This window comes from Reyranella soli (assembly GCF_007992495.1).
GTDB classification, from domain to species: domain Bacteria; phylum Pseudomonadota; class Alphaproteobacteria; order Reyranellales; family Reyranellaceae; genus Reyranella; species Reyranella soli.
Genome location: NZ_BKAJ01000008.1, coordinates 1 through 25,557 on the forward strand (window position 1 = coordinate 1; position 25,557 = coordinate 25,557).

General features: G+C 65.9%; 25 protein-coding genes and 1 tRNA gene. 15 read left to right on the forward strand and 11 right to left on the reverse strand.

Annotation, left to right across the window (positions count from 1 at the left end; genetic code table 11):
- Positions 1–53: 53 nt before the first annotated feature.
- Both RSO01_RS02520 and RSO01_RS02525 read right to left on the reverse strand, forming a co-directional pair.
- Entirely contained in the window at positions 54–329 is a 276-nt protein-coding gene (locus RSO01_RS02520) for a hypothetical protein (RefSeq protein WP_147145873.1), read from the reverse strand.
- Positions 330–386: 57 nt separating this feature from the next.
- Positions 387–710, reverse strand: coding sequence for a hypothetical protein (locus RSO01_RS02525; protein WP_147145876.1), 324 nt, complete (start codon positions 708–710; stop codon positions 387–389).
- A 233-nt stretch (positions 711–943) separates the two neighbouring features.
- Here RSO01_RS02525 and recJ point away from each other — a divergent pair, with 233 nt between their 5' ends.
- Positions 944–2,764, forward strand: a complete 1,821-nt coding sequence (gene recJ, locus RSO01_RS02530; RefSeq protein WP_147145879.1) for a single-stranded-DNA-specific exonuclease RecJ — start codon at positions 944–946, stop codon at positions 2,762–2,764.
- 45 nt (positions 2,765–2,809) lie between these two features.
- Positions 2,810–2,885, forward strand: a tRNA-Glu gene (locus RSO01_RS02535).
- Positions 2,886–3,067: 182 nt separating this feature from the next.
- On the opposite strand, the gene RSO01_RS02540 is transcribed toward RSO01_RS02535, so the two are convergent.
- On the reverse strand, positions 3,068–3,994 hold the full coding sequence (locus RSO01_RS02540) for a LysR family transcriptional regulator (protein ID WP_147145882.1): 927 nt from the start codon (positions 3,992–3,994) through the stop codon (positions 3,068–3,070).
- A 130-nt stretch (positions 3,995–4,124) separates the two neighbouring features.
- Between RSO01_RS02540 and RSO01_RS02545 the strand changes: the two genes are divergently transcribed.
- From RSO01_RS02545 to RSO01_RS02565, 5 genes are read left to right on the forward strand one after another with little or no spacing between them, the layout of a single operon-like run.
- A complete protein-coding gene (locus RSO01_RS02545; protein WP_147145885.1) occupies positions 4,125–5,192 on the forward strand; it encodes an LLM class flavin-dependent oxidoreductase in 1,068 nt (355 codons plus the stop codon).
- Between the two features lie 39 nt (positions 5,193–5,231).
- Positions 5,232–6,230 (forward strand): ABC transporter substrate-binding protein, encoded by a 999-nt coding sequence (locus tag RSO01_RS02550; protein WP_147145888.1) that lies wholly within the window; start codon positions 5,232–5,234, stop codon positions 6,228–6,230.
- A gap of 5 nt (positions 6,231–6,235) precedes the next feature.
- A complete protein-coding gene (locus RSO01_RS02555; protein WP_246157991.1) occupies positions 6,236–7,081 on the forward strand; it encodes an ABC transporter permease in 846 nt (281 codons plus the stop codon).
- 8 nt (positions 7,082–7,089) lie between these two features.
- On the forward strand, positions 7,090–7,881 hold the full coding sequence (locus RSO01_RS02560) for an ABC transporter ATP-binding protein (RefSeq protein ID WP_147145889.1): 792 nt from the start codon (positions 7,090–7,092) through the stop codon (positions 7,879–7,881).
- A 22-nt stretch (positions 7,882–7,903) separates the two neighbouring features.
- Positions 7,904–9,061 carry a M24 family metallopeptidase gene (locus RSO01_RS02565; protein WP_147145892.1) on the forward strand — a complete coding sequence of 386 codons (1,158 nt, stop codon included), beginning with the start codon at positions 7,904–7,906 and terminating at the stop codon, positions 9,059–9,061.
- Positions 9,062–9,063: 2 nt separating this feature from the next.
- Here the strand turns inward: RSO01_RS02565 and RSO01_RS02570 are convergent, their stop codons facing one another.
- Entirely contained in the window at positions 9,064–10,368 is a 1,305-nt protein-coding gene (locus RSO01_RS02570; RefSeq protein ID WP_147145894.1) for an NAD(P)/FAD-dependent oxidoreductase, read from the reverse strand.
- Between the two features lie 38 nt (positions 10,369–10,406).
- Positions 10,407–11,501 (reverse strand): calcium/proton exchanger, encoded by a 1,095-nt coding sequence (cax, locus tag RSO01_RS02575; protein ID WP_147145897.1) that lies wholly within the window; start codon positions 11,499–11,501, stop codon positions 10,407–10,409.
- Between the two features lie 52 nt (positions 11,502–11,553).
- On the opposite strand from cax, the gene RSO01_RS02580 reads away from it, so the two are divergent.
- The 6 genes from RSO01_RS02580 (at position 11,554) to RSO01_RS02605 (ending at position 18,373) form a co-directional block, all read left to right on the forward strand.
- Positions 11,554–12,534 (forward strand): SphA family protein, encoded by a 981-nt coding sequence (locus RSO01_RS02580; protein ID WP_170302803.1) that lies wholly within the window; start codon positions 11,554–11,556, stop codon positions 12,532–12,534.
- Positions 12,531–13,193 carry a VIT1/CCC1 transporter family protein gene (locus RSO01_RS02585; RefSeq protein ID WP_147145903.1) on the forward strand — a complete coding sequence of 221 codons (663 nt, stop codon included), beginning with the start codon at positions 12,531–12,533 and terminating at the stop codon, positions 13,191–13,193. The genes RSO01_RS02580 and RSO01_RS02585 overlap by 4 nt, the downstream gene beginning before the upstream one ends.
- Before the next feature lie 92 nt (positions 13,194–13,285).
- Positions 13,286–15,433 (forward strand): DUF3141 domain-containing protein, encoded by a 2,148-nt coding sequence (locus RSO01_RS02590; protein WP_147145906.1) that lies wholly within the window; start codon positions 13,286–13,288, stop codon positions 15,431–15,433.
- Complete coding sequence (locus tag RSO01_RS02595; protein ID WP_147145909.1) at positions 15,426–16,391, forward strand: phosphate acetyltransferase; 966 nt, start codon at positions 15,426–15,428, stop codon at positions 16,389–16,391. Before RSO01_RS02590 ends, RSO01_RS02595 begins: the two co-directional genes overlap by 8 nt.
- A gap of 9 nt (positions 16,392–16,400) precedes the next feature.
- Positions 16,401–17,177, forward strand: coding sequence for an enoyl-ACP reductase FabI (gene fabI / locus RSO01_RS02600; protein ID WP_147145912.1), 777 nt, complete (start codon positions 16,401–16,403; stop codon positions 17,175–17,177).
- Entirely contained in the window at positions 17,174–18,373 is a 1,200-nt protein-coding gene (locus RSO01_RS02605) for an acetate/propionate family kinase (RefSeq protein WP_308933080.1), read from the forward strand. Before fabI ends, RSO01_RS02605 begins: the two co-directional genes overlap by 4 nt.
- Positions 18,374–18,375: 2 nt before the next feature.
- Here RSO01_RS02605 and RSO01_RS02610 read toward each other — a convergent pair whose 3' ends face one another.
- Entirely contained in the window at positions 18,376–19,143 is a 768-nt protein-coding gene (locus RSO01_RS02610; protein ID WP_170302804.1) for a GNAT family N-acetyltransferase, read from the reverse strand.
- A 23-nt stretch (positions 19,144–19,166) separates the two neighbouring features.
- Complete coding sequence (locus RSO01_RS47070) at positions 19,167–19,862, reverse strand: hypothetical protein (protein ID WP_170302805.1); 696 nt, start codon at positions 19,860–19,862, stop codon at positions 19,167–19,169.
- A gap of 114 nt (positions 19,863–19,976) precedes the next feature.
- On the opposite strand from RSO01_RS47070, the gene RSO01_RS02615 reads away from it, so the two are divergent.
- Entirely contained in the window at positions 19,977–20,492 is a 516-nt protein-coding gene (locus RSO01_RS02615) for a GNAT family N-acetyltransferase (RefSeq protein ID WP_147145918.1), read from the forward strand.
- A 17-nt stretch (positions 20,493–20,509) separates the two neighbouring features.
- On the opposite strand, the gene RSO01_RS02620 is transcribed toward RSO01_RS02615, so the two are convergent.
- The 3 genes from RSO01_RS02620 to RSO01_RS47075 all read right to left on the reverse strand — a co-directional run bounded on the left by RSO01_RS02620 (position 20,510) and on the right by RSO01_RS47075 (position 23,203).
- Complete coding sequence (locus RSO01_RS02620) at positions 20,510–20,815, reverse strand: hypothetical protein (protein ID WP_147145920.1); 306 nt, start codon at positions 20,813–20,815, stop codon at positions 20,510–20,512.
- A 217-nt stretch (positions 20,816–21,032) separates the two neighbouring features.
- Entirely contained in the window at positions 21,033–21,956 is a 924-nt protein-coding gene (locus RSO01_RS02625) for a DUF2950 domain-containing protein (protein WP_147145923.1), read from the reverse strand.
- Positions 21,953–23,203: a DUF3300 domain-containing protein gene (locus RSO01_RS47075; protein WP_281291401.1), complete on the reverse strand. Its 1,251-nt coding sequence runs from the start codon at positions 23,201–23,203 to the stop codon at positions 21,953–21,955. The genes RSO01_RS02625 and RSO01_RS47075 overlap by 4 nt, the downstream gene beginning before the upstream one ends.
- Positions 23,204–23,372: 169 nt before the next feature.
- Here RSO01_RS47075 and RSO01_RS02635 point away from each other — a divergent pair, with 169 nt between their 5' ends.
- Positions 23,373–23,954: a tetratricopeptide repeat protein gene (locus RSO01_RS02635; RefSeq protein ID WP_170302807.1), complete on the forward strand. Its 582-nt coding sequence runs from the start codon at positions 23,373–23,375 to the stop codon at positions 23,952–23,954.
- 8 nt (positions 23,955–23,962) lie between these two features.
- On the opposite strand, the gene RSO01_RS02640 is transcribed toward RSO01_RS02635, so the two are convergent.
- Entirely contained in the window at positions 23,963–25,537 is a 1,575-nt protein-coding gene (locus tag RSO01_RS02640; RefSeq protein ID WP_147145929.1) for a DHA2 family efflux MFS transporter permease subunit, read from the reverse strand.
- Between the last annotated feature and the right edge of the window lie 20 nt (positions 25,538–25,557).

Below are 25,557 nucleotides of genomic sequence, written 5' to 3' on the forward strand. Positions count from 1 at the left end.
CAGGCAATCTGATTGGCCCCGCGCCAACCCGTCATGATCACTGTGCAAAGCGACTAGCGTCCGTCCGGCTTCGGGCGATCGGTCAGCAGGCGACTGACGTCCTCGGCCGCGGTGTCGCCGTCCCATTTGACGGGCCTTTCCAGGCTGGCATAGCGCTGCAGGCCGAGCTCGGTGAGGCGCAGCGTGCCCTCGGCTTCCTCGATGAGGGCAAGCTGCTCGAGCCGCCGGACATGCTGCTCCGGCAGGCGGTCCCGCCCACCGAAGCCGAGCGCCACGCGGCGCAGGGTGATCTCTTCGTGTGGGCTGAGCGGTGCAAGGATACCACGCATGCCTGTCCTGCCGCGGTCAGGAGCTGGAAAGTGCCCGGCCCGCAAAGCATGAACGCTTCAGGGCGCCGCACGTTCCTTGGGCTGATCTTCGATCCAGTTCCGCGCCTGCCGCGGGGTGGTGAACACCCTGATCGGCCGCTTGGCCGAGGCCAGAGCCCCCAGCAGGCGGGCGAAGACCATGGTCTGCTCGGGTGTGGCGACGAGCGCCAGGGCACCCATCATGCCCTGGTCATGGTAGTCGCGGATCCTGGCGCACAGCGACAGCATCTCGTCGGGGGTCATGGTCGGGGCAGCGGCACGGCCATCGAACAGCTTGCGATACGCCATCGCCTTGGCGCCGGCCATCGCCTCCAGGAGGTCGACGGCGTCGGTCAATGTCACGTTACCCTCAGCTACTCCTGTGAACAGTCGCGCTTTGGAATCGATCGTCCAGTACAGGGGCATCAGCTTGTCGAGGGGAGGGCACGCATTGTTGTCGGCATATTATCCGTGGGACGCGGGTCGTCTACGGCGCAGCAGCAGCGCTCGCTGCAATTAGTAGGCGCTCGAGTCTTTCTCACGGCGCGTGCAGGTGACGGCCCCACTGTCCACAGCGAACTAGGGTAGGGTGCCGCATGTCCTCGGAGTTCCGCGCCGCGCGTGCAGCCTTCCTCGGTATCGAGCGCTCGCTGACCGGCCGGCGATGGGCGGCCCGGCTGGCTGACGAACGAATGGCGCTCGCCATGGCGCAGCGCCATGGCCTGCCCGATGCGATCTGCCGCCTGTTGGCCGCGCGCGAGGTCGATCTCGACGGCGTGCCGGACTTCCTCGAGCCGACGCTGCGCAAGTTCCTGCCCGATCCCTCGCACCTGAAGGACATGGACACCGCGATCGCGCGCGTCGTGCGCGCGGTGCGCGAGGGCGAGAAGATCGTTGTGTTCGGCGACTACGACGTCGACGGCGCCACTTCGTCGGCTTTGCTGGCGCGTTTCTTCCGCGCCATCGGCGGCAACGTCGCGGTCTACATTCCCGACCGGCGCAAGGAAGGCTACGGACCCAACACGCCGGCCTTGCTCGGCATCAAGGAGCAGGGAGCGGCTGTCGTCATCACCGTCGATTGCGGCATCACCGCCTTCGAGCCGCTGGCCGAGGCCAAGCGCGCCGGCCTCGACCTGATCGTCATCGACCATCACATAGCCGAGATCGCGCTGCCCGAGGCGGTCGCCGTGGTCGATCCCAACCGCCTCGACGATGCCAGCCCGTACAAGCAGATGGCGGCGGTCGGCGTGTCGTTCCTGCTGGCGGTCGGCGTCAATCGCGCGCTGCGCGAAGCTGGCTGGTACTCCAACGGGCGCAGCGAGCCCGACCTGCGCCGATGGCTCGATCTCGTCGCCTTGGGGACGGTGTGCGATGTCGTGCCGTTGACCGGCGTCAACCGGGCGCTGGTGCGCCAGGGCCTGCGCGTGATGGCCGATCGGACCAACATCGGCCTCGCCGCGCTGGCCGACATCGCGCGCCTGCGCGAGCCGCCCGGCGCCTATCATCTCGGCTTCATGCTGGGCCCGCGTGTCAATGCCGGCGGCCGCGTCGGACAGGCCGATCTCGGCGCGCGGCTGCTGACCAGCGAGGATCCGCAGGAGGTCGGCGCGCTGGCGCTGAGGCTGGACGACTTCAACGCCGAGCGTCGCGCCATCGAGCGCGAGGTGCTCGACCAGGCGATCGCCCGCATCGAGGGCCTCTACGGGCCTGATCGCACGGGGCTGCCGTCGGCGCTCGTGGTGGAGAGCGAAGGCTGGCACATCGGCGTGATCGGCATCGTCGCCAGCCGCCTCGTCGAACGCTACGGCCGGCCGGCCTTCGTCATCGGCATGGACGGCGCGCTGGGCAAGGGATCGGGTCGCTCGGTGAAGGGTGTCGATCTCGGCGCGGCGGTGATCGCGGCGCGCCAGGCGGGCCTGCTGGTGAATGGCGGCGGACACGCCATGGCGGCAGGCCTCACCGTGGCCAGGGATGCGCTGCCCGATCTCGCGAGATTCCTCGACGAGCGGCTGGCGCCGCAACTCGGGGCGGCGCCTGCCATGCGCGAGCTCGGCATCGATGCGGCGCTGGCGCCGGGGGCGGCGACGCAGGAGCTGGTCGACATGATCGAGCGGGCAGGGCCGTTCGGCGCTGGCAACGCCCTGCCGCGCTTTGCCGTCACCTCGGTGCGCGTCAACCATGCCCAGCCGGTGGGCGAGGGCCATGTGCGGTGTACCCTGGTCGGCGCCGAGCGCGGCCGCATCGAGGCCATCGCCTTCCGTGCCGGCCAGACGGCGCTCGGGCCCGCGTTGCTCGATCCGGCCCGGCCGATCCTGCATGTCGCAGGTGCGCTGCGCATCGACCGCTACGGCGGCCGCGACAGTGTGCGCCTGCAGATCGACGATGCCGCCCCGGCGGCGGGCTCAGTGCTGGCTTGATTTGCCGGCCCCGAGCCGCTACATGCTGCCGCTCTTTGGCCCTTCGTCCCCTTCGTCTAGAGGCCTAGGACACCGCCCTTTCACGGCGGCGACACGGGTTCGAATCCCGTAGGGGACGCCATTCTGCTTCGCGCTGAGCGCTACGTAGAACAAGGCCTGAACCGATGACGCGCGAAGCAGAATGCCCTCCGAAGCCTTGGCGTAGGAGGGCTGATCGCGTTGCCACATATGCGGGGAGTGGCGTGACCGCGAATCCCTGCGTGGCAATTCCGAATGCAGTCATGCGCGGTTATGAAGACCCGGTCACTTGTCGAGATGCTTCGCCGGCCAGCGGCCAGCCGCGATCAGATCGCGCACTGTTGAGCGGATCGTCACCATCAGCGCGTCGAGGGACTCCGAGCGCGGCCGTCCCGATGCCGTCATCATGGCGAGCGGCCATGACATGCGCGGTCGGATCGGTCGCGCTTCGAGCTCCTTGCGATCGATAGCATTCTCAAAAGCGCCCTGGCTCAAGACGCTGAACCCGAGCCCCTGACGCAGGAGCGTGCGGATCAGCGAGGTGTCGTCGACCTCCATTATGGCGTTCACGGTCGCATTGATGGCGAAGGCGCGCTCTTCCAGGATGCGGCGCGAGGCGTGCGAGCGGCTCGGCAGGATCAGGGGAAGATCGAGCAGCTCCGCGATCGTGACGTAGGCCCGCCGGGTTGGCAGCATACCGCGTCGGCCGACCAGGAACACCTCCTCTTCCAGCAGCGGCACGATACGAAAGCCCTTCTGCGGCAGGGGCGCGTGCAGGCAGACGACGTCGGCGTGGCCACGCACCAGCGCCTCGTGGATGTAGCCGCTATATCCGGAGATGATCTTGAGCGAGGTGTTGGGGAAGGACTTGCGATAGCGTTCGACCAGCGGCGGCAGCAGGAAGTGTCCGACCCCGGGTGGGATCGCTATCGCGATCGTGCCGGTCGAGCCGCTGGCGCTACTCTTGATCTCCGCGGCGGCTTCCTCGAGTTGCCGCAGGATCGGCTGGCTGCGCTCGAACAAGAGACGCCCTGCGTCGGTCGGAGTGGCACCCAGGCCGTTACGCACGAGCAGCCGCTTGCCGAGCTCCTGCTCGAGCCGGTCCACTTGCCGGCTGACAGCCGGCTGCGAGATGCGAAGAAACTCGGAAGCGCGGCTGTAGCTGCCGAACTCGACGACTGCCTGAAAATAACGCAGCGCCCGCGCATCCATTGTTCACTCGTCGAAGGACCTTAAAACAAGACGTTATAAACACTATGAGCATTATGTCTTGGACGCAAGACGCCGCCGCCGCCTAGGTTTCGTCCGTGTCGAGCGGAGGTGTGCCATTAAATTCGGTCTGATGACGCAATTGCAGATTCCGCAGCCATGGAAGCCGAACGCGGAGTTGGCGGCATATCGCAACACGATCGAGCAGGCGGTGGCCGGCGAGGCCGCGGGCTTTCATTACTATTGGCTGACCGAGATGCATTTCTTCAAGCAAATCGGTCACAGCCCGTGTCCGGATCTCCTGCATGCGGCGATCAGTCAGCGCACGAGCCGGATCAGGCTTGGTTTCGCGGTCATGCTGTTGACCACGCACAATCCCTACATGCTGGCCGAGCGGATCGCGACCGCCGACGTGCTGAGCAACGGGCGGATCGACTTCGGCTTCGGCCGGGGCTCGACGTCCTACATGACCGAGGCCTTCGGCGTGAAAAAAGAGGAAAGCCTCTCGCTGGCGAACGAGGCGCTCGAAGCCGTGATGCAGATGTTCGAGGGCGAGCACTTCTCCGGCTACAAGGGCAAGCATTTCGATCTTCCGCCCCGGCACGTTCTGCCGCGTCCGATTCAGACGCCGCATCCACCCCTATGGATAGCGGCCTCCAATCTCAGCACCTACGAGTATGCGGCGAAGCAGGGCGCCGGAATCATCGGCGTGACGCGCAACAGCATCGACGAGACGCGATCGGCGATCCACATGTACCGCGAGACGATCCGCTCAGCCGATCCCAAGGGCTTCATCGGCAAGGCCTCGAACGAGAATGTCGCTGCCTTTGCACTCGCCTGCTGCCACGAGGACGACCGGATCGGCAAGGACGTCGCCTGCGCGGCAGCGCGCTGGTACAACGGCGACAACGACGCCGAGCTCAACCACGTGCGCTTTGCGACCGCTGGCGGCAAGGAAGCAGTGGTGGCGAAGTTCAGCGCGCGCTCGAACGATCAGCTGCTCGCCGACGGCATGGCGATCGGCGGCAATCCGGACTCGATCTGCCGCCAGGTCGAGCAGTGGGCGGAAGCCGGGCTCGACCAGCTGATCTTCGTGCTGCAGGCCGGGAACACAACGCATGATCAGGTGCTGAAATCGATCGACCTGATCGGCGAGAAGGTGATCCCACGCTTTGAAGTCAAGGCACATGCGGCGGCCTGACCGCAGTGAAGGTCCAAACACAGCCGTTGGGAGACATTCATGGGCTACGCGTCGCGGTTGACTGTCGCAGGCATCTCGCTCGCCCTGCTCGGTGCGGTGGCGCCTGCTATCGACCGGACGCCGGCGCTCGCCCAGACCGCCAAGCTCGATGCCGCGCTATCGACCGGCTGGTGGGGTCACGTGCCGATCATACTCGCGATCGAGAAGGGCTACTTCAAGGAGCTCGGCATCGATGTCGAGGTGAAGGCGATCGCAAGCTCGGCGGACCGGATTCGCGCGCTTGCTGCCGGCTCAGTCGCCTTCAGCAACCTCGGCCGTATTGCGGTGATCAGCGAAATGGCGAACGGCAACAAGTCATTCTTCTTCTTCGCCAATGTCGATGACAGTCCCGGCAACGAGGGATGCTGGGCGAGGCAGGGCTTCGCGTCGTTCAAGGATCTCAAAGGCAGGAAAGTCGCCGCGAACACGTCGGCGCAGATCACCATGAACGGCCTGCTCGAAGCCCAGGGCATGACGGAGAAGGACGTGCAATTCGTCAACCTGCCGGGCGGCGAGATGGCCGGAGCGCTCGCGCGCGGCGACGTTGATGCGGCATGCGTCTGGGAGCCATTGTTCACCAACGTCAAGAATGCGGTGCCCGGTGGCACGCTGCTCGGCACCGACATGGACACGCCGAACTACAAGAAGTTCGGCACCATGGCCTCACCCGACATCGTGATCATTTCACGCAAGCTCGTCGAGGAAAGGCCTGACCTGGCGCGGAAGCTCGCGACCGGGATCTTCAAAGGCGTGAACTATACCAATGAGCATCCGGAAGACACTGCCAGGACCGTGGCGACCTATTTCCGGCAGGATCCAGCGGTCGTGCTCGCCGCCATGAAGAAGTTCAAATACTTCGGCGCCGAAGACTGGCAGGAGCACATGAAGCGGCACACCGGGCAAATGGAGTACCTGTCCAAGTGGCTGGCGGACAACGGCAAGATCGCGAGGATGCCGGACGTGAAGGCCTGGGAGAACGTGAGCTTTATCGAGAAGTGAGCGCCGTGACCGACGTAGCGAACGAGCGGCCGACCGGCGTCGCTGCCGAACCGACGGCGACAGCGGCGCCAGCGCCTGTGCGAACCAGGCGGCCGGCGCGCCTGTTCGCAATCAGCACGCTGTCGGTCCTGTTCGTGCTGGCGGCCTGGTACATCTCGACCGACCGCGGCTGGGTATCGCCGGTGTTCCTTCCCAAGCCCGGCCGAGTGGTCAGTGAGGCGCTCGCGAACCTTGCGAACGGTCAGCTCGGCAAGGACATATGGATGTCCACGCAGCGAGTGCTGCTCGGCTTCGTGCTCGCAGGCGTGTTCGCGATTCCGCTTGGAATCGTCATGGCGGTGTGGCCTCCCGCCAAGGCCGCTGTCGCTCCTTTCGTGTCGCTGTTGCGGCCACTGCCTTCGATCACCTGGATCCCGTTGACCATGCTGTGGCTTGGCATCGGAGAGGCACAGAAGGTCGCAATCGTGTTCATGGGATCGTGGATCTACATCCTGCTGTACACGGTCGAGAGCACCAAGCGCGTGGATCCGCTGCTGATCAGGGCCGCGCGAAGCCTCGGGGCGAACGATCTCGACGTGATGCTGCACGTGATCCTGCCCGGCGCGCTGCCGGGCATCATCGCCGGCTTGAAGGTCACGCTCGCGATCTCCTGGTCCTGCGTGCTTTCGGCCGAAATGATCGCGGCGCAGAACGGGCTCGGCGCGCTGATCTGGCAAGGCAAGGACTGGGGCAACCTCGCGCTCGTCCTGGTCGGCATGCTGTGCATCTCGATCGTGGTACTCGTCGCCGACAAGCTCGCCAACATGCTGGAGCGGCTGCTGTTGCCCTGGGAACGGCATCACCGGACATGACGGCAACGATGTCGCCCATTCTCGCCGCACGCAAGGTCACCAAGACCTTCACCAACGCCAAGGAGCAGCACGTTGTGGCGGTCGACGACCTCTCACTGGATATCCATGAGGGGGAGTTTATCTGCCTGCTCGGCGCTTCAGGCTGCGGCAAGTCGACAATTCTGAACATGTTCGCTGGCTTCATCCAGCCGACCTCAGGCGAGGTCCTGCTGCACGGACAGGCGATCGTGAAGGTCGAGCCACGCTGCGGCATGATCTTCCAGTCCTATGCGCTGTTTCCCTGGAAGACAGTGCGCGGCAATGTCGAGTTCGGTTTGCGCATGAAGGGAATGTCGCGCGCCGAACGGCGCGAGCGGGTCGCCGACTTCATTGCGATGGTGAACCTGCGCGGCTTCGAGGATCATTATCCGGCGGAGCTCTCCGGCGGGATGCAACAGCGTGTCACGATTGCGCGCATGCTCGCGGCCGATCCGGAGGTCCTGCTGATGGACGAACCGTTCGCAGCGCTCGATGCCATGACGCGCCAGGTGATGCAGGAGGAGCTGCTCAGGATCCATCAGCAGAGCGGCAAGACCATTGTGTTCATCACCCACTCGATCGACGAGGCGCTTCTCCTGTCGTCGCGGCTGATCGTGATGTCTGCGCGCCCCGGCCGGATCAAGGCGGTGATTCCCAATGAGCTGCCAGTGCCGCGGCACATCGCGGTGCAGTTCTCGCCGCAGTACGGCGAGCTCAAGTCGACCGTCTGGAGCCTGATCGAAAGCGAAGTGCGTCGGCATGGTGCGGCGCCGGATAGATAATTCTGCTCAAGGAAAGGCCGAGATGTCCAAGCACGACTTCACCAAGGAAGAATTTGCGAGTCGGCTGAGCCGGACGCGCGAGGCGATCGATCAGGCCGGTCTCGACTGGCTGCTGGTGATCCATCCCGTATCGATGCGCTGGCTGATCGGACAGGACAATAAGAGCTACACGGCGTTCCAGTGCCTGCCGGTTTCGGCGAAGCCGGGCAAGCTCACCGTATTCACGCGCGAGATGGAGCGCAACGAGTTCGAGGCGGACTCGATGGTCGATGAGGTGCGCAGCTATAACGGCCGGGAGCCGGAAGATCCGATGCAGGCCTTCGCCGCGCTGGCCGAAGAGTTCGGGCTGAGAACGGCCCGTGTCGGCATGGAGGTTCCGTCCCATTATCTGCATCCGCATCACTACTTGAAGCTGAGGGACCTGCTCGGTCCGGCGCTGGTTGCCGAGCCGAACCATCTGATCAACGACCTGAAGGTGGCGAAGTCGCCGCGGGAACTCGACTACCACCGTCGCTCCGCGCGCATCGCCGCGGACGCCTGGGCTGCGCTCTTGTCGGTCGCCCGGGAAGGGGCAAGCGAGCTGGAATTATCAGCGGCCGCCTACCAGAAGATCCTGTCCTCGGGCAGTGTCCTGCCGGCAAGCACGATGAACCTGATGACCGGCGAACGCAGCGCATTCGCGCTGGGCGGGCCGACCGAGCGGCGCATGCAGCGCGGCGACACCGGAGTGGTCGAACTCGGCGGCGCCTATAGACGCTACACCTCGACTCTCGGCCGCCAATGGTCAATCGGCAAGCCGAGCGAACGGCTGCTGGAACTGCACAGAATTGTCTGCGACGCCTCCGACGCGGCAGTCGCCGAGATGAAGGCCGGGGCACCAGCGATCAAGGCGCACGAGGCGCTGAAGGGCGTGATCGCACGTGCCGGGCTCGACCACTACCGACAGCATACTTCGGGTTACGGCATGGCACCGGGCTTCCCGCCCTCCTGGGGCGAGCCGACCAACATGTTCGGCGGCAGCAAGGACGTGCTGCAGGCCAATATGGTGATGACTGTCGAGCCCGGCCTGTTCAGCAAGGATGAAGGTCTCGGCGTCCGCCTCATCGACAACTTCATCATCACGGAGACCGGCGTCGAGCGTCTGTCGACCACGTCGCGCGATATCGCGGTGGTCGAATGAGCTTACTGTCTTGCGGCATCGATGCGATCGAGCCATCGCTTGGCCGAAGCCACAGTGGCGACAACGAGCGCGGCTGCATCGTGCAGCGGCAGCGGCCGCAGTCCCGTGACCGGGAAGACGGTTGCGTCCTCGCTGGCGCCGCCGGCGAGCGCCGCGAGGTCGCGGCCGAGTAGGCTCGCGACGGCGAGGCCGCGGCCGTTGCAACCGATGGCGCTCCATACGCCTTCGGCCAACCGATGAACGCGCGGATACTGATCCGGGGTGAGCGCTATCCAGCCGCTCCAGCTCTCGTGCACCCGTGGGGTCGGCAGGCCGGGATAAAGCTCGGTCAACCGTCGCTGCACCATCTTCGGCGCATCGGCCTGCCCCGGCACGAAGGAGGCGCCATCGATCGACACGTGCAATCGCTCGCCGAACTTGCGCACGCCCGAATAGAGACGTCTCGTGTCAGTCAACGGCTGTCCTTGCGGCAGGATGCGCGCGAGCGCGTCCTCGGGCAGCGGCTCGGTGACGGCACCGTGCACCAGGAATGGCACGACGCTACGCGCAAGGCTTGGCCAATGCGATCCCGAATAGGCATTGGTCGCGATGATCACCTGCGCCGCGGTGAGCCGGCGCGGACCACAGCAGATTTCCCATTCGGGTCCGCGCGGTACGATCCTGTCGACGCGCGTCCCAGAGTGGATCAACGCGCCATGAGCGCTTGCCGCGCGGGCGATCCCGCGCGCATAGGCGAGCGGATCGAGATGGAAGCCGCGCGGATCGAGCAGCACGGCCGGATAGAAGTCGCTGCCGACCATATCGGCAGCGTTCTTGCCGTAGAGCATCTGCGCGGGCGTGCCGGGCAGCGCGGCGGCCGTCGCTTCGAATTGCCGCCTTCCGGCTTTGGTGCGTGCGCCGATGAGGATGCCGGTCCGCGTTGCCGCGCACGCGATCTGATAGCGCTCAATGAATGCCGCAACCTCCTCTGGCGCCTGGGCGACCGCTTCCGACAGTCTTGTCCCGCGCTCTTCGCCGAGGTCGGCGATGATCTTCTCATGACCGTGCTTCAGATACGGGACGAGCTGACCGAAGGCCCGGCCGGAGGCGCCGCTCCCGATTCCGTGGGCTTCGAGCACCGCGACCCGGGTACCATTCACCGCAAGATGGTAGGCGGTCCAGAGTCCCGTTATCCCGCCACCGACGATCGCGACATCGACGCGGCTCGCCCAGGGCGTGGCAACCGGCGGCGGCTCGACGCCGGCCGCGCCATAGAGCGACGGCGGAACGCTCGTGTCACTCGCGACGCGGCGTTGAATCAGACCCATGCGCTGCCTCGATCGATCGAGCGGCGTGCTGGCATGGTTCAGGCCGGCACGCCGTACACCGTGATGGCCATGACCAGGTAGACGGCCAAAAGCTGGACTCCGGTGAACCAGGTCGACTGGCCGTCGACCAGGAGGATCGAGGCGACGAAGGTCGCCATCAGCACCAGGAATATCTCGACCGGCGGGAAGGCGAAGCTGAGCGGCGCCGGCGCGATGAACAGGCTCAGCAGGACCAGCAGCGGCGCCACGAACAGCGCGATCTGCGTGGTGCTGCCGACGGCGACGCTAAGGGCGATCTCCATGCGGTTGCGCATGGCCATGATCACGGCCGTGCTGTGCTCCGCGGCATTGCCGACGACCGCCACGACGACGATGCCGACGAACATGTTGGTGAGGCCGAGCGCCTTGGAGGCATGCTCGACGGTGGCGACCAGGATCTCGCTCATCCAGACGATCAGGACGGTCACGGCGAGCATGACGCCGACGGCGAGGTTTATCGACCAGGGTGTGCCGTGTTCTTCTTCCGCCGCCTCGGTAGATCCGCCGCTGAACAGGTGAACGTGCGTGCGCAGCGAGAACACCAAGCTCAGCAGGTAGACACCCAGCAGGATGACCGAGACGACGATGCTGAAGTTCACCGACTTGGCGACGAACTTGGCGCTGTCCACGGCGGAGACGATCGACGGGACCAGGATGGCCATGGCCGCCAATGCCATCATGCCGACCTGGGCGCGGGCGCCGATCGTGGCGAAGGTCTGGATCGGATGGCGGAGCCCGCCGAACAAAAAGGCCGCGCCCATCACCAGCAGCAGGTTGCCGATGATCGAGCCGGTGATCGACGCCTTGACGATGTCGAGCATGCCGGCGCGCAGGGCCACAATGGCGATGATCAGCTCGGCGGCATTGCCCAGCGTGGCGTTAAGGAAGCCGCCGATCGCATCGCCGACCCGGGCGGCGAGCTTCTCGGTGGCATGCCCCAGCAGGCCGGCCAGCGGAATGATGGCGACGCAGGCGAGGATGAAGCCCAGCAGCGCGGCATGAGGCATGGCGTAGTGCACCCCAGCGGCCACCGGAACGGCGATCAGCAGCCAGACCAGCGGCGCCTCGGCCAACACGCTTCGTATTGTCTTCATTGCGACCTCCCCGACGCAGCCATGATACACTCAAATGAAACGGGGGGAGCGAATGCAACTGAGGGCAATCGCCGTCGTGCCGTTGGCCGCCGCCATTGGCCTCGTGTTGGCCCCAGCGGCGGCGATCGCCGATGAAGGCGGCGCCAGCGTCTGGCTGCCGGGCCAGTTCGCAAGCTTCGCCGCGGTGCCGGGCGATCCCGGCTTCTCCCTCGAGGCGCTCTTCTACTTCCGGAAGGCCAGCGCCACGGCGGGCACGAGCTTTTCACGCGGCGGCGGCCTGCTGCTGGGCTACGAAACGACCGAGCAGTACCTCTACCTGACGCCAGGCTACACCTTCGCCGATCCGGTGCTGAACGGGCAGCTCTGGCTAGGCGTGACGTTCTCGGCCGGCCGCGCCGATACATCTGTATGGGGCGTCCTGTCCGGCCCCCGTGGCAACGCTTTTTCAGCCGGCACCAGCGACACGGCGACCGGCGTCAGCGACCTCTATCCCATGGCTTCTCTGAAGTGGCAGACGGGCAGCCACAACGTCATGACCTACATCATGGGAAGTGCGCCTGTCGGCATCTACGATCCCAATCGCTGGGCCGGCGTCGGCGTCGGTCATTGGGCGATCGACTGGGGCATGGGCTACACCTACATGCCGGCCTCGCCCTTCGAGTTCTCGGTCACCGCCGGCATGACCTACAACTTCATCAATCCGACGACGCAGTACCAGAGCGGCACGGATGCGCACATCGACGTCGGGGCCTCCTGGTCGTTCAGCGATTCGCTCTATGTCGGCGTGGCCGGCTATTTCTTCAACCAGCTCAGTCCCGACACCGGTGGTTCGGCATTGCTGGGCGATTTCCGGTCGCGGGTGGCGGGCGTGGGCCCGCAGGCCGGCTGGTCGTTCCGCCTCGGCGGCATCGCGACCGATGTCAGCGTCCGGGGCTACAAGGAATTCGCCGCCCAGAACCGTCCGGAAGGCTGGAACGTTTACCTCACTTTGTCGCTGTCGCGTGCCCGGCGCTCGGGAGACAAGGCGCCATGATCGCCCGTTTCGTCGGCCGTTACCTCGATCCGTCGGAGACACTGCTCGAGGTGCTGTTCGGCCTGATCATGGCGCTCACCATCACCGTTGGCGCCCGGCTGCTGTCCGAGCGCGCCGACATCGTCGGCGTCGAGCTCGCCGTGGCGCTGCTGGGCTGCAACGTGGCCTGGGGCGTGATCGACGGTGCGTTCTTTCTCCTGGGTACGATCTTCAACCGCAACAGGCGCGTGCAGTTCGTCAAGCGGCTGCAGGCCGCCGCCGATGAGACGGAGGCGCTCGCCGCGGTCAGGGACGAGTTCGACCTGCAAGGCGAGCCGGCGATGCGTGCCGAAGACAAGGCCAACCTGCACAGCTCGCTCTTGCAGTTGTTCCGGCATGCCGGGACGGCGCGGGCGCAGTTGCGGGTGGACGACTGGATCGCCGCCGTGCTGATCGCTGTCTTGGTCAGTGTGACGGCGATCCCAGGCCTCATTCCGCTGCTGCTGATCCAGGATGGCTTTGTCGCTTTGCGCATGGCCAATGCACTGCAGATCGGCCTGCTGTTTTTCGTTGGCTATTGGTGGGCGCACTACTCGGGAAGCAATCGCTGGCTGGTCGGCCTGGGAATTGCATTATTAGGGACGGCACTGGTTCTGCTGGCGGTACCATTGGGAGGCTAAGTCGCAGGGACGATCATCGAATTGCAACGTGCACCAGCTACCGGCAAGTGCTTCACTGATGACCTGAGAGGAACCGCGGGGGAGTGCTCATCATGCCTGCTACCTCAAATCCCAATTTCTTCCAGGAATACTGGCTCGACGTCTGGCAGCGCTCGATCCTGACGCTCGACGTGCTGCGCGAGCGCGGCAACACCTACATGGAGCGCCGCGACAGCCCGACGCCTCACGTCCTGAGCTTCAAGTTCGAGCTGGTCTGCGACGGGCGGGCCCTGCCGCGGCCGGTCAACTACATGCTGGTGCAGATCGTGCCGCCGGCCGGCACCGCGACCGACGAATCCAAGCCGCCGTTCGTCGTTGTCGATCCGCGCGCCGGCCACGGCCCCGGCATCGGCGGCATGAAGCAGGACAGCGAGATCGGCGTGGCGCTGGCCGCCGGCCATGCCTGCTACTTCATCGGCTTCCTGCCTCAGCCCATGCCCGACCAGACGATCGAGGACGTGTGCATCGCCGAGGCGTCGTTCATCGAGCAGGTCGCGGCGCGCCATCCCAAGGCCGAGGGCAAGCCCGTCATCGTCGCCAATTGCCAGGCCGGCTGGCAGATCATGATGATGGCCGCGATCCGGCCAGAGATCGTCGGACCGATCCTGCTGGCCGGCTCGCCGTTGTCGTACTGGCAGGGCGTGCACGGCCACAATCCGATGCGTTATCTCGGGGGCACCTTGGGCGGCACCTGGCTGACGACGCTGTCGGGTGACCTCGGCAACGGCATCTTCGACGGGGCAAACCTGGTCTCGAACTTCGAATCGCTCAATCCGGCCAACACCTACTGGGAGAAGGCCTACCACCTCTACTCGAACGTCGACACCGAAGCGCATCGCTTCCTCGATTTCGAAACCTGGTGGGGCAGCCCGGTGCTGCTCAATGCCAAGGAGATGCAGTGGATCGCCGACAACCTCTTCGTCGGCAACAAGCTGACCTCGGGTGAGATCCACACTTCCGACGGCGTGCGCGTCGACCTGCGCAACATCAAGTCGCCGATCATCGTGCTGTGCTCGTGGGGCGACAACATAACGCCGCCGCAGCAAGCGCTGGGCTGGATCACCGACCTGTACGCGACGGATGACGAGATCGTCGCCGACGGCCAGACCATCGTCTACACGCTGCACCAGACGATCGGCCATCTCGGCATCTTCGTGTCGGGTAAGGTGGCGACCAAGGAGCATGCCGAGTTCGCCGCCTGCATGGAGATGATCAACCTGATGCCGCCCGGCCTGTACGAGGCGGTGATCACCGAGGTGCCGGAGGATGCGGCAAACCCGCAGCTCATCCACGGCAAGTACCTGTTCCGGCTCGAGGCGCGGACCCTCGACCACATCCGTGCACTGGGCGGCAACGACGACGCGGACACGAAGCGCTTCGCGACCGTGGCCCGCCTGTCGGAGATCAACCACGGTCTCTACAGCACCCTGGTCCAGCCCGCGGTCAAGGCGATGACGACGGAGCAGTCGGCCGAGATGATGCGGCAGATGCATCCCAGCCGCCTGCGCTTCGCCATGTTCTCCGACAAGAATCCGATGATGCAGCCGGTCAAGGGCCTGGCCGAGGCCGTGCGGGCCGACCGCAAGCCGGTGGCCGCTGACAATCCGCTGCTGTCGATGGAGAAGATGACCTCGACCTGGATAACGACCTGGTGGGACAGCTACCGGTCGGCGCGCGACGCCATGACGGAGACGATGTTCCTCGCTCTCTACGGCTCGCCGGTGATGCAGGCGATGGTCGGCATGGCCAACGGCAGCCTGGAGCATCGCCGCATCGAGCGCGACCTGCAGCACGAGGCGAGCGAAGCGCGGATGCGCGCCGACCTCGAGAAGCGCTTCGATGTCGGCGGCCTGCCGGAGGCGGTGATCCGCAGCATCATCTGGATCCGCCTGCCGCAGGAAAGCGTCGACGAGCGCGGCTATGCCATGCTGATGGCGGTGCGCGAGATGCAGCCGGTGAACCGGCGGCTGACGCTCGGCGAGTTGAGAACCACGTTGCGCGACCAGTACCTGCTGCTGCGCCTGGACGAGGAGCGGGCGGTCGCGGCGATCCCGCGGCTGCTGCCGGACAATGAGCAGGCGCGCCAGGCAGCGCTCGGCGCCGTCCGCCGGGTCGTCGAGGCGTCTGGCGCCCTGTCGGAGGAGAGCGTGCGACGCCTGGCCCGGATCGAGAAGCTGTTCGGAATGCCAACCCATGCCTGATACGGCCGGCCAGGCCCCGGAGGCGCCGCACGCCAAGTATCGCCGCCTCATCGAGGTGGCGGCCAAGCATCCGCCGCTTGCCACCGCGGTGGCGCATCCCTGCGACCGCGTCTCGCTCGAAAGCGCCGTCGAGGCCGCCAATCTCGGCCTCATGAAGCCGATCCTCGTCGGGCCGCCGGCGCGATTGTTCGATGTCGCGAGTCGCGAGGCCCTGGGCATCGGCGGCTTCGAGATCGTTGAGGCCAAGCACAGCCACGATTCGGCGGCCAAGGCGGTCGAGCTGGTGCGGGCAGGGCGGGCCCAGGCCCTGATGAAGGGCAGCCTGCACACCGACGAGTTGATGGGCGCCGCCGTGGCGCGCGACACGGGCATCCGCACCGAACGGCGTATCAGCCATTGCTTCGTCATGGATGTGCCGTTGCACGACGATGCGCTGATCATCACCGACGCCGCGGTGAACATCGCGCCGAGCCTGGCCGACAAGGTCGACATCGTGCAGAACGCCATCGATCTTGCGCATGCGCTGGGTGTTCCCGAGGTGCGTGTCGCGATCCTGAGTGCCATGGAAACCGTCAATCCCAAGGTACTCTCGACGATCGAGGCGGCTGCCCTGTGCAAGATGGCCGACCGTGGCCAGATCACCGGGGCGCTTCTCGACGGGCCGCTGGCGCTCGACAATGCCATCGACCCCGAGGCTGCCGCGTTGAAGCGGATCGTGTCGCCGGTCGCCGGCAAGGCCAACGTGCTGGTGGTGCCCGATCTCGAAGCCGGCAACATGCTGGCCAAGAGCCTGTCTTTTCTGGCCGGGGCCGACGCCGCGGGCATCGTGCTCGGCACGCGGGTTCCCATCATCCTCACTAGCCGCGCCGATTCCCTCACCACGCGCCTTGCCTCATGCGCGGTCGCCGTCCTCGTGGCGGCGGCGCGGCGAGCCAGTTCTGCCCACGCAATCGTCTGAGCAGGAGACATGACCGAAATCCGACCTGTTCTCGCCGGCCAGAAGGCCCTGGTCGTGGGCATCGCCAACGACCATTCGATCGCGTACGGCTGCGCCAAGGCCTTTCGCGAGGCCGGCGCCGATCTCGCCGTGACCTGGCTGAACGAGAAGGCGCGGCCTCATGTCGAGCCGCTGGCGCGCGATCTCGGGGCACCCATCACCGCCGAGCTCAACGTCACCACGCCCGGGCAGCTCGAGAGCGTGTTCGAAACCATCACGCGGCAATGGGGCAAGCTCGACATCCTGGTGCACTCGATTGCGTTCGCGCCGATGGAGGATTTGCGCGGCGGGCTTCTCGACTGCTCGGCCGAGGGCTTCGCCAAGGCGATGGACGTCTCGTGCCATTCCTTCATCCGCATGGCGAAGCTCGCGGCGCCGCTGATGAAGGACGGCGGCACCATGTTCGCCATGAGCTACTACGGGGCGACCCGGGTGGTGCCGAACTACAACGTCATGGGGCCGGTGAAGGCGGCGCTGGAAGCGGCCTGCCGCTATCTCGCCTATGAGCTCGGCGGCAAGGGCATCCGCGTCCATGCGATCTCGCCCGGACCGCTCAAGACGCGGGCGGCGTCGGGGCTCAAGGATTTCGAGCTGCTGCTCAACGAGGCGGTCGAGAAGGCGCCGCTGGGCGAACTCGTCGACATCATGGATGTGGGCTGGGCCTGCGCCTATCTCGCCACGCCGTTCGCGCGGCGCATCACCGGCGGCACGGTGTTCGTCTACGGCGGCGCGAACATCAGGGCGTGACGGTTCGACCGATGCCACAGCAGGGCTGCATCGCCGTCCTCAATGCCGGGTCGTCGAGCATCAAGTTCGCCGTCTACGAGGCCGAACGCGACGGGCCATTGCTGTTTCATGGCCAGGTCGAGGGCATCGGCGTCGCACCGCATCTCAAGGCGACGGATGCCGACGGCAAGTCGGTGGCCGAGCAGCGGTGGGATGCCGGCGCCCTCGACCATCACGCGGCGACCGACGCCATCCTCGAGCTCGGCCGCAAGCTGCTGGCCGGCCGGCCGGTGCTGGCCTTCGGCCATCGCGTCGTCCATGGCGGCACGGCCTTCGCGGCGCCGACACGTGTTGACGCCGGCGTGCTGAAAGCGCTCGCCGAACTGGTACCGCTGGCGCCGCTGCACCAGCCGCACAATCTGGCGCCGATCGAGGCCATTGCCCGGGCAGTGCCGCACATCCCTCAGGTCGCCTGTTTCGATACGGCCTTCCATCGCAGCCAGCCGGCGCTGGCGCAGGAGTTCGGCCTGCCGCGCAAGCTCACCGCCGAGGGCGTGCGGCGGTACGGCTTCCATGGTCTTTCCTACGATTTTATCCTGACGCAACTGGGCGAGGCGATGCCGGCGCTGGCGCGCTCCCGCCTGATCGTTGCTCATCTCGGAAACGGGGCCAGCCTGTGCGCGGTCCGCGATGGCAAGAGCGTGGCCAGCACCATGGGCTTCACGGCCGTCGACGGCCTGATGATGGGCACACGCACCGGCGCCCTCGATCCGGGCGTGCTGCTCTACCTCATGGAGCGGCACGGCATGGATGCGCATGCCATCGAGGACCTGCTTTACCGACAATCGGGGTTGCTCGGCGTGTCGGGCATTTCGTCGGACATGCGGGCGCTGCGACAGTCTTCGGCCGCCGAGGCGCGCGAGGCGATCGCTCTTTTCGTCTACCGCATCGTCCGCGAGATCGGTTCGCTGGCGGCGGCGCTGGGCGGGGTCGACGGCATCGTCTTCTCGGCCGGCATCGGCGAGAACGACCCGCGGACCCGCGCCGAGGTCGCGGCCGGATGCCGATGGCTTGGCCTGGAGATCGACGAGGAGCGCAACCGACGCGGCGAGACCCGCATCAGCACCGATCGCTCTGCCGTTTCCGCCTGGATCATTCCAACGGACGAAGAGAGCATGATCGCGCGTTACACCCGCCAGGTGATCGCCGGCTCGTGACGTCACCAGGTGCGAAAGTGGGTGAGCCGCAGGAACTGGCGCAATCCGACCGACGTCGCCAGTCGAATGGACGGGAGGTTGTCCTCGTTCACCTGGTACCTCGGCACGAGCCTCCGCCGCTGCAGCTCTGCGAGCGAACTGCGAACGACTCGCGAGGCCAGGCCCTGGCCGCGATGCTGCGCTGGCGTGACGACGCCGCCGACTTCCCAGATCTGCCGATGGTTCTGGAACGCCAGGCACACCGAGCGCGGCTCCCGATTCTCTTCCAGGACACAGGTGAAAGCGTGGCCGGACGACAGGAGAGGGCATAGCCATTCCCTCGAGTGTCCTTGCGATTCGAACAAGTCCAGCATGGTGTCCGGCGCTGAATTCGTGATGGATACTTTCTCGTCGGCGCTGAAGTCGGCCGGCTCGCCGGCGGTGAAGGACAAAAAGCTCGTCGCCCGCCTGAGCGGGAACTGCTCGGCGACGACGTCCCGGTCGGCGTCGTTGGCGAGCTTGAAGACGATATGGCGTTGGCGGGGCAGAGAGCCGATCAGCCTGCGCGTCAGGCCCGGATCGTCGCTCGATATGAGAGCGGCAAAGGCGGCTTCCGGATAGGTTTCCCGGTCGTAGGCGCTCGCGCTCGTGTCCAGCAGGACCAGTGTCGCGGTATTCCGCCCGGTCGATAGCTGCGCCACCGAGACGTGATCGCGGAACGCCTCGATGTGCTTCAACAGAACGATGTTGCGCAGCGGCTCGTGCTCCAGCCGCGCCACCGCCTCGCTCACATCGTCGGTCGAGCGGACCTCCGTCATCTCGGCTCGATCTTGATGAACTGCACCGAGAAGTAGGGCATCCGGAACTTGGCCTTCTCGGCTTCGTTGGCCTTGAAGGTGACCTTCGACGATTCGAACAGCGGTCGGCCGTCCTCGGCGGGGAAGAAGCGCCCGGAGACGACGGCTTTCAGACCCGGTCTCATGTCCCTGACGATATCGTGCAGGTCGGAGTTCGGCAGGATTGCCGTCTCCCGGCCGATCTTCCCGGGACCGCCGTTCCAGTAAGTCGGGCGAACGTTCCGGAAATCGGCCATCACGGGATCGACGAAGCGTACGAAGTAGCCGCCGCGCGGCGTGGGTTCGATGCCCCTGAGCTCGAGCAGCCATCCCTCGAACGACAGGCCCTGGCCGAGGGACTGTGCGAACGCTTCCGACCGGGCATGCTGCAAGTCGCCGAAGCGTGCCGTTTCAGTCTCCTTTTCACACTTCTTGTAGAACTTCGTCAGGGCAGCACGAAACGCCGCCTGGGACGGCGGTACATTCGGATCACGCGCGCAGACAGGCCCGGCCAGGACCGCGAGCAGCGCGGCAAGAAGAACGGCTGTTTTTCCCACTCCCACTCCCGTTTCCCCAGGGGAGCGCCATGGAGCTAGCCGCTTTTGATGGTGTCGTCCAGCTTTGCCGGCCATGGAGGTCTGGATATGCGTTGGGTCGGGATTGACCTTGGTCAATGGTGGCGCGTCAGGGACGTGTAAGGTTAAAGGACGCCTTGCAGAGCCGACTGCGGCTTCTGGTAGGGGCGACCAGTCGCAACCGTCCTGATCACGTGACGGAGGACGTAAACCATGGATGCCGCGACGTACGCCGCCACGGAACGCCTACGCGACGGCGCATCTCTGGAAGTCCGGGCGTTGCGGCCCGACGATCGCGCGGCGATGCTCGAGTCGATCGGACGTTTCAGCAACGAGGCGCTTCACCGCCGGTTCTTTGCCCCGAAACGGAACTTCAGTGAGCGCGAGATCGACTTCTTCCTCAACGTCGACTTCGAGAGTCATGTCGCACTCGTCGCCGTGCTTGCCGAGGGTGGGCGACCGGTGATCGTGGGCGGGTCAAGGTATGTCGTTTGTCGGCCCGGTTGCGCAGAGGTCGCGTTTGCGATCGATGACCCGCATCAGAAGCGTGGGATCGCCACCCATCTCATCGCCCATCTGATCAGGATCGCACGCGCCGCCGCGCTCAAGGAATTCGTCGCCGAAGTGCTGCCCGAGAACATGCCGATGCTGAAAGTCTTCGAGCGATGCGGTCTCGCCATGACGACCCGGCGGGATCGCGGCGTCGTGCATGTCACGCTTGCTCTTTGATCGGCCCGAGGAGGGTGTCACATCGCCTTTTCGAAGGTGACGGGCACGTTCATCGTGGTCCCCCGGGTGTATTCTCCGGTCAGCCGGCCGCTGGCCGCGTTCAGCCGATAGGTGCCGCCCAGGGCGGTCTCGATCGTCAACACCGATCCCTGGACAACGCCGTGGTTGATGCTGTTCACGATGTCGAGCTTGTCGCCGAACTTGAAGGTCTTGGCCTGCTCCGGGAACGTCATCGTGCCGTCGACCTGTCCATTCGCCCGCACCGCAGTCACCAGGATCTCGGCTTCGCCCAAGCCGCGCACGTTGCCTTTCCAACGCCCCACGAACGGGGATCCTGACGGCTGCGCATGTGCCAGCGAACTGGTGGCCAGTCCACCCAGGATGAGAAGCCTTCTGGACGTCTTGTTCATCTCTTCGCCTCGTCGCTGCGCAGCGTTCCCTCGAAGAAAATCCTAGCAGTTTGCCGTGGACGACTGCACGCACGTTTCCAGGGCTTGGCGGTCACGGGAACGAGAACGAACGACCTCGACCAATGGTCCATTACTTCGGCTCGTCGGGCGGCGGCGTCATGTCGGCTTTGTCCCAGTCGTCGTCGGGATTGAAGGCGTTGACGTTGGCGACCGCGGTCGCGGTGTCGGGGCCGAAGTCCCGTTCGTAGACGTCGCCCGACTGGCTCACCATGAAGGTCATGACGCCGGTCTCGCCATAGGTCACCGGCCAGGCGATCACCGCGAAGCCCGCGATCATGCGATTGTTGACTAGGTAGGAGTAGGCGCCGCCCGGCGCCGACGGTCCCTGGGCGTACAGCATGCGGAAGCGATAGCCCCAATAGCCCTGGCCCTCGGCGTCGCCGGGCTGGGCCTTGGCCACCAGTTCGCCGATCGGGCTCTCAGGCTCTCCGGGCTTGGCCTCCCAGTACAGGCCGTCCATCTTGCCGGGCGAGCTCAGCAGGCGGCGCGCATAGGTCGGCGCGCGATCCTTCATCGGATTGAGCGACACGTACTCGCGCTGGGCGTCGACGATCGCGAGCAGCGTCTGGATGACCGTGTACTCGTTGCGGCCGATCTCGCGGGCGATGATCTCCTTGCGGCCGGCCTCGACGTCGAAATACCACCCCGCAGCATCCTTGATCAGCGGCAATGGGCTGCGCCATCCGGTGGTGCCGGCTTCGACGTATGCCCGCTCGCCACCGTCCGGGATGATCTTGTGGTTCTTGTCCCACGCCTCGAGGTAGCGCTCGCGCAAGTCATCCTCATGGCCGGTGGTGCCCGGTATGATATCGCGCCAGCCTGTGCCGAGGATCGCCTGCACTGCCTTGTCGTCGTCCTTGCGGATGGCTTCGGTGAGGGCGGTTGCCGCTTCTTCGGCCGTCGCGAAGTGCTTCTGCTTCGCTGGCTGCGCCAGGACCGAGCCCGCGCCGATGACCAGCGCGACCAGGAACAGGATCCGTACAAGGATTTTCATCGCCGGCCTCCACCGCGTGCTCCGCCGCCAGCCCGTGCGCCGCCGCCGCCACCACGGGCTCCACCGCCGCCACGATGTGCCCCGGCGCGGCTCTGCTGGGCGCGTCCGCGTGCTGCCTCGCGGTTGACCTGTTGGCCGCGATTGACGCCACTCAGGCCTGATGGGCGTCCGCCGCCGCCGCGGTTCTGCAGCTGCTGGCGCTGACCCTGGCCGACGTTCGGCCGTTGCCCGCCTTGTCCGACGTTGGGTCGCTGGCCGCCTTGTCCGACATTCGGCCGCTGACCGCCTTGGCCGATATTGGGCCGTTGGCCGCCCTGACCGACGTTGGGCCGGTTGGCTGCCTGGCCTCGGAACTGCTGGCGCTGCTCGGCGCCGGGACGCTGCTGGCCGAACTGCTGACGGGTCGCGCCATCGCGATAGGCTACGCCGCGGCGATGGCCGGCGTCGTGCTGCCAGCGGCCGGAGTTGTTGTAACGGTTGCGGTCGAAGCGATTGTCGATGTTGACGGCGCGGTTGGAGTTGATGTTCACGTAGCCCGCGCCGCGCGCCCAGTTCCAGTTGCTGTACATCGCGCCGGCCGCAGCAAGGCCCACGCCCCACATCAGGCCGGTCGCCAGCAGCGTTCCATAACCGTAGGCTGGCGCCGGCGGATAATAGACGGGTGGGTTGGCGGGATAGGGCCAGGACCCGTAGGCCCACGACGGATTGTAGGACGGCACGTAGACGACGTCGGGGTTGGTCGGCTCGATGACGATGGTGCGGTCGTTGCCGGTGCCCTGAGTGGTGACCGTCTGCTGCTGCCCGCTCTGCAGGTTGCCGGCGTCAGCGGCCTTGGCGCGCAGGCGCTGGATGGAATCGGCCACGTCCTGCTGCTGGCCGATCATCGCGTCGCCGAGATTCTGCGTCCAGTCGAGGTGATCGTTGAGCTGCATCAGCGCGGGCGGGAAGGCGACCAGGGATTTGACGCTGACGTCCCAACTCTTGTCCTTGACGGCATTGACGGCGACGTCGCCTTTCAATCCCGGATTGGCCTGCAACCAGCGCGCCGCCTCGACGATCTCCAGGGGATAGCTCGCCGCCATCAGCACCTGGCCCAGCACGGCATCGGGATAAAGGGCAATGGGGGCAAGCATCTGATCGAGCTCTTGCGGACTGAACTGCCGGCGCTCGTCCTGTGCCCGGGAGGGAGACGCCAATCCGCACGCTGCAAGGCCGCCGAAAAGCACCAGTAGAGTCCGTCGGTTCATGTCCGTCCCCCGGAGCCACGGACAGCTTGTGCCCGCGGTCCCGGCAAGGTCAAGAATGCGTCATCGGCGATGCGTTGACTTTTCAGTGTTCTCTACACGCGATAGGTTCATGTCCGGGTCCCGGAGGCTGCGAAGAATGATTCGCAGGTGCAACAGCGTCGCCGCCGCATTGCTGCTGCTGGCGATGATCCATCCTATCGCCGGACACGCCGGTCCGTACGAGGGCGGCGATCTGGCTTTCCACAAGAAGAACTACGAGGCAGCCCTGCGGCATTGGCGGTCAGCCGCTTCCGCCGGCCATGCCCGTGCTCAGCTTGGCGTTGCGACCCTGTACTACGGTGGGCTGGGTGTGGTGGTGGACTATGACGAGGCGTTCGAATGGTGCGCCAGGGCGGCGGATCAGGGCCTGCCATCGGCCCAGTATATGCTCGCGGCGTTGTATCGTGACGGCAAGGGCGTCGAGCAGGACCACGCCAAGGCGGCCAGCTTGTTCCGCAAGGCTGCGGAACAGGACGTGCCGGGCGCCCAGTACAGCATGGGCCTGATGTACTTCGCCGGGCAGCATGTCGTCGTCAACTACGACGAGGCCTATTACTGGCTCAGCCTTGCGGCCGGTGCGCCTGGCAAGGAGCACGCTCAGGTGCGGTCTACGGCAGCCTACCTGCGCGATCAGGCGGCGGAGAAACTCAGCGCGGAACAGATCGCGGCCGTGAAGACGCGCATCGCCGACCGGGTGGCGGCCGCCCGCTAGTCCGACGGCTAGCGCGCCCGCGAGCGGCCGCCGACCAGAAGGATCAGCGGAATGGCCATCGCCGAGGCGAGCGTATAGAGACCGAAGGCGTTGATGTAGCCCAGCATCGCGGCCTGCCGGCTGATCTCCTTTGAGAGCTTGGCCAGGCCCGTGACCGTCTCGGTGTCCCAGGCGCCGGTCACCCAGGGCAGCAGGAGCGAGCGGTTGAAGGGGTTCACCATCTCGACCAGGCGGCTGTAGTTGGCGCTCGAGGCGCGTACCACCTCGGCGACGCAGATCGAGATGAAGAAGCTCGAGCCGATGTTACGCAGCAGGTGATAGACAGCGGTGCCCTCGGCCAGGTTGGCCGAGCTGGTGGTGGCGAAGGTCGCCAAGGTGAGGGGCACCCAGATGACGCCGATGGCGATGCCTTGGACCAGGCTGTTGGCCATCAAGGTGGCGGCGTCGACGTTGAGGTCGAGCGCCATCAGCCACAGGCCGGAGATCACCTGCAGGGCGAAGCCGCCGATGAGGCCGATGCGCGGATCCATGCGGCCGACGAAGATCGCGATGAAGAAGCCGATGGTAGCGCCGACGCCGCGGGCGGCGATGATCTCGCCGATCAGCATGTCGGGAAAGCCGGCATGCTGCTGCAACAGCGGCGGCAGCAGCACCATGGGCGTGAAGTTCAGCATGCCGTAGATCATCACCAGCACGAGGCCGAGCGCGTAGTTGCGGTCGCGCAGCAGGCCAAGATTGAGGAACGGCCGCCGCGCCGTGAGGCTGTGGGCGATGAAGATCCAGAAGGCGAGGATGGCGACGAAGGTCTCGATCAGGATCTCGCCCGAGTCGAACCAGTCGAGCCGCTGGCCACGCGACAGCACCAGCTGCACACAGGCGATGGCGACGGAAAGCGAGAGGAACCCTGTCCAGTCGAGCGCAATGCGTCCCGTTGGACGGTCGGCCGGCAAGGTGAGGCGCAGGCCGATGAACGAGATCAGGCCGACTGGCACGATCATGTAGAACGCCCAGCGCCAGCTGTAGAGCTCCGACAACAGGCCGCCCAAGGTCGGGCCGATCACCGGGCCGATGACCACGGCCATGCCGAAGATCGACGTCACGAGGCCCTGCTGCCGCTTGGGGAAGGCGTCGAGCAGGATGGTCTGCGACAGCGGGATTACCGGCGCCCCCAGGGCGCCCTGCAGGACGCGCCACAGGATCAGCGTCTCAAGCGAATTGGACGCGCCGCACATGAAGGTCGTCGCGGTGAACAGCAGCACCGACCAGGTCATGGTCTCGCGCCGGCCGAAGCGGGCGGCCAGCCAGCCCGTCATCGGCGTCATGACGGCGGTGGCCAGGATGTTGAAGGTCATCGCCCAGGCGATCTCGTCCTGGGTGGCCGACATGGTGCCCTGCATCTGCGGCAGCAGGGTCGAGGCGATCAGCAGGGTGGTGGCGTAGAGCGTCGAGCCCATCACCACCATGACCAGGATCAATACCCGGCGGCCGACCGAAAAGGCGTCGGCCGGGCTAGGCGCCGCCGGGGGAGCGGCGGGGCTGGGGATCGCGGCTTCAGCCGTCGTGCCATCAGCGCTTGAAGTCATAGCCAAGTCTATTGTAGCCT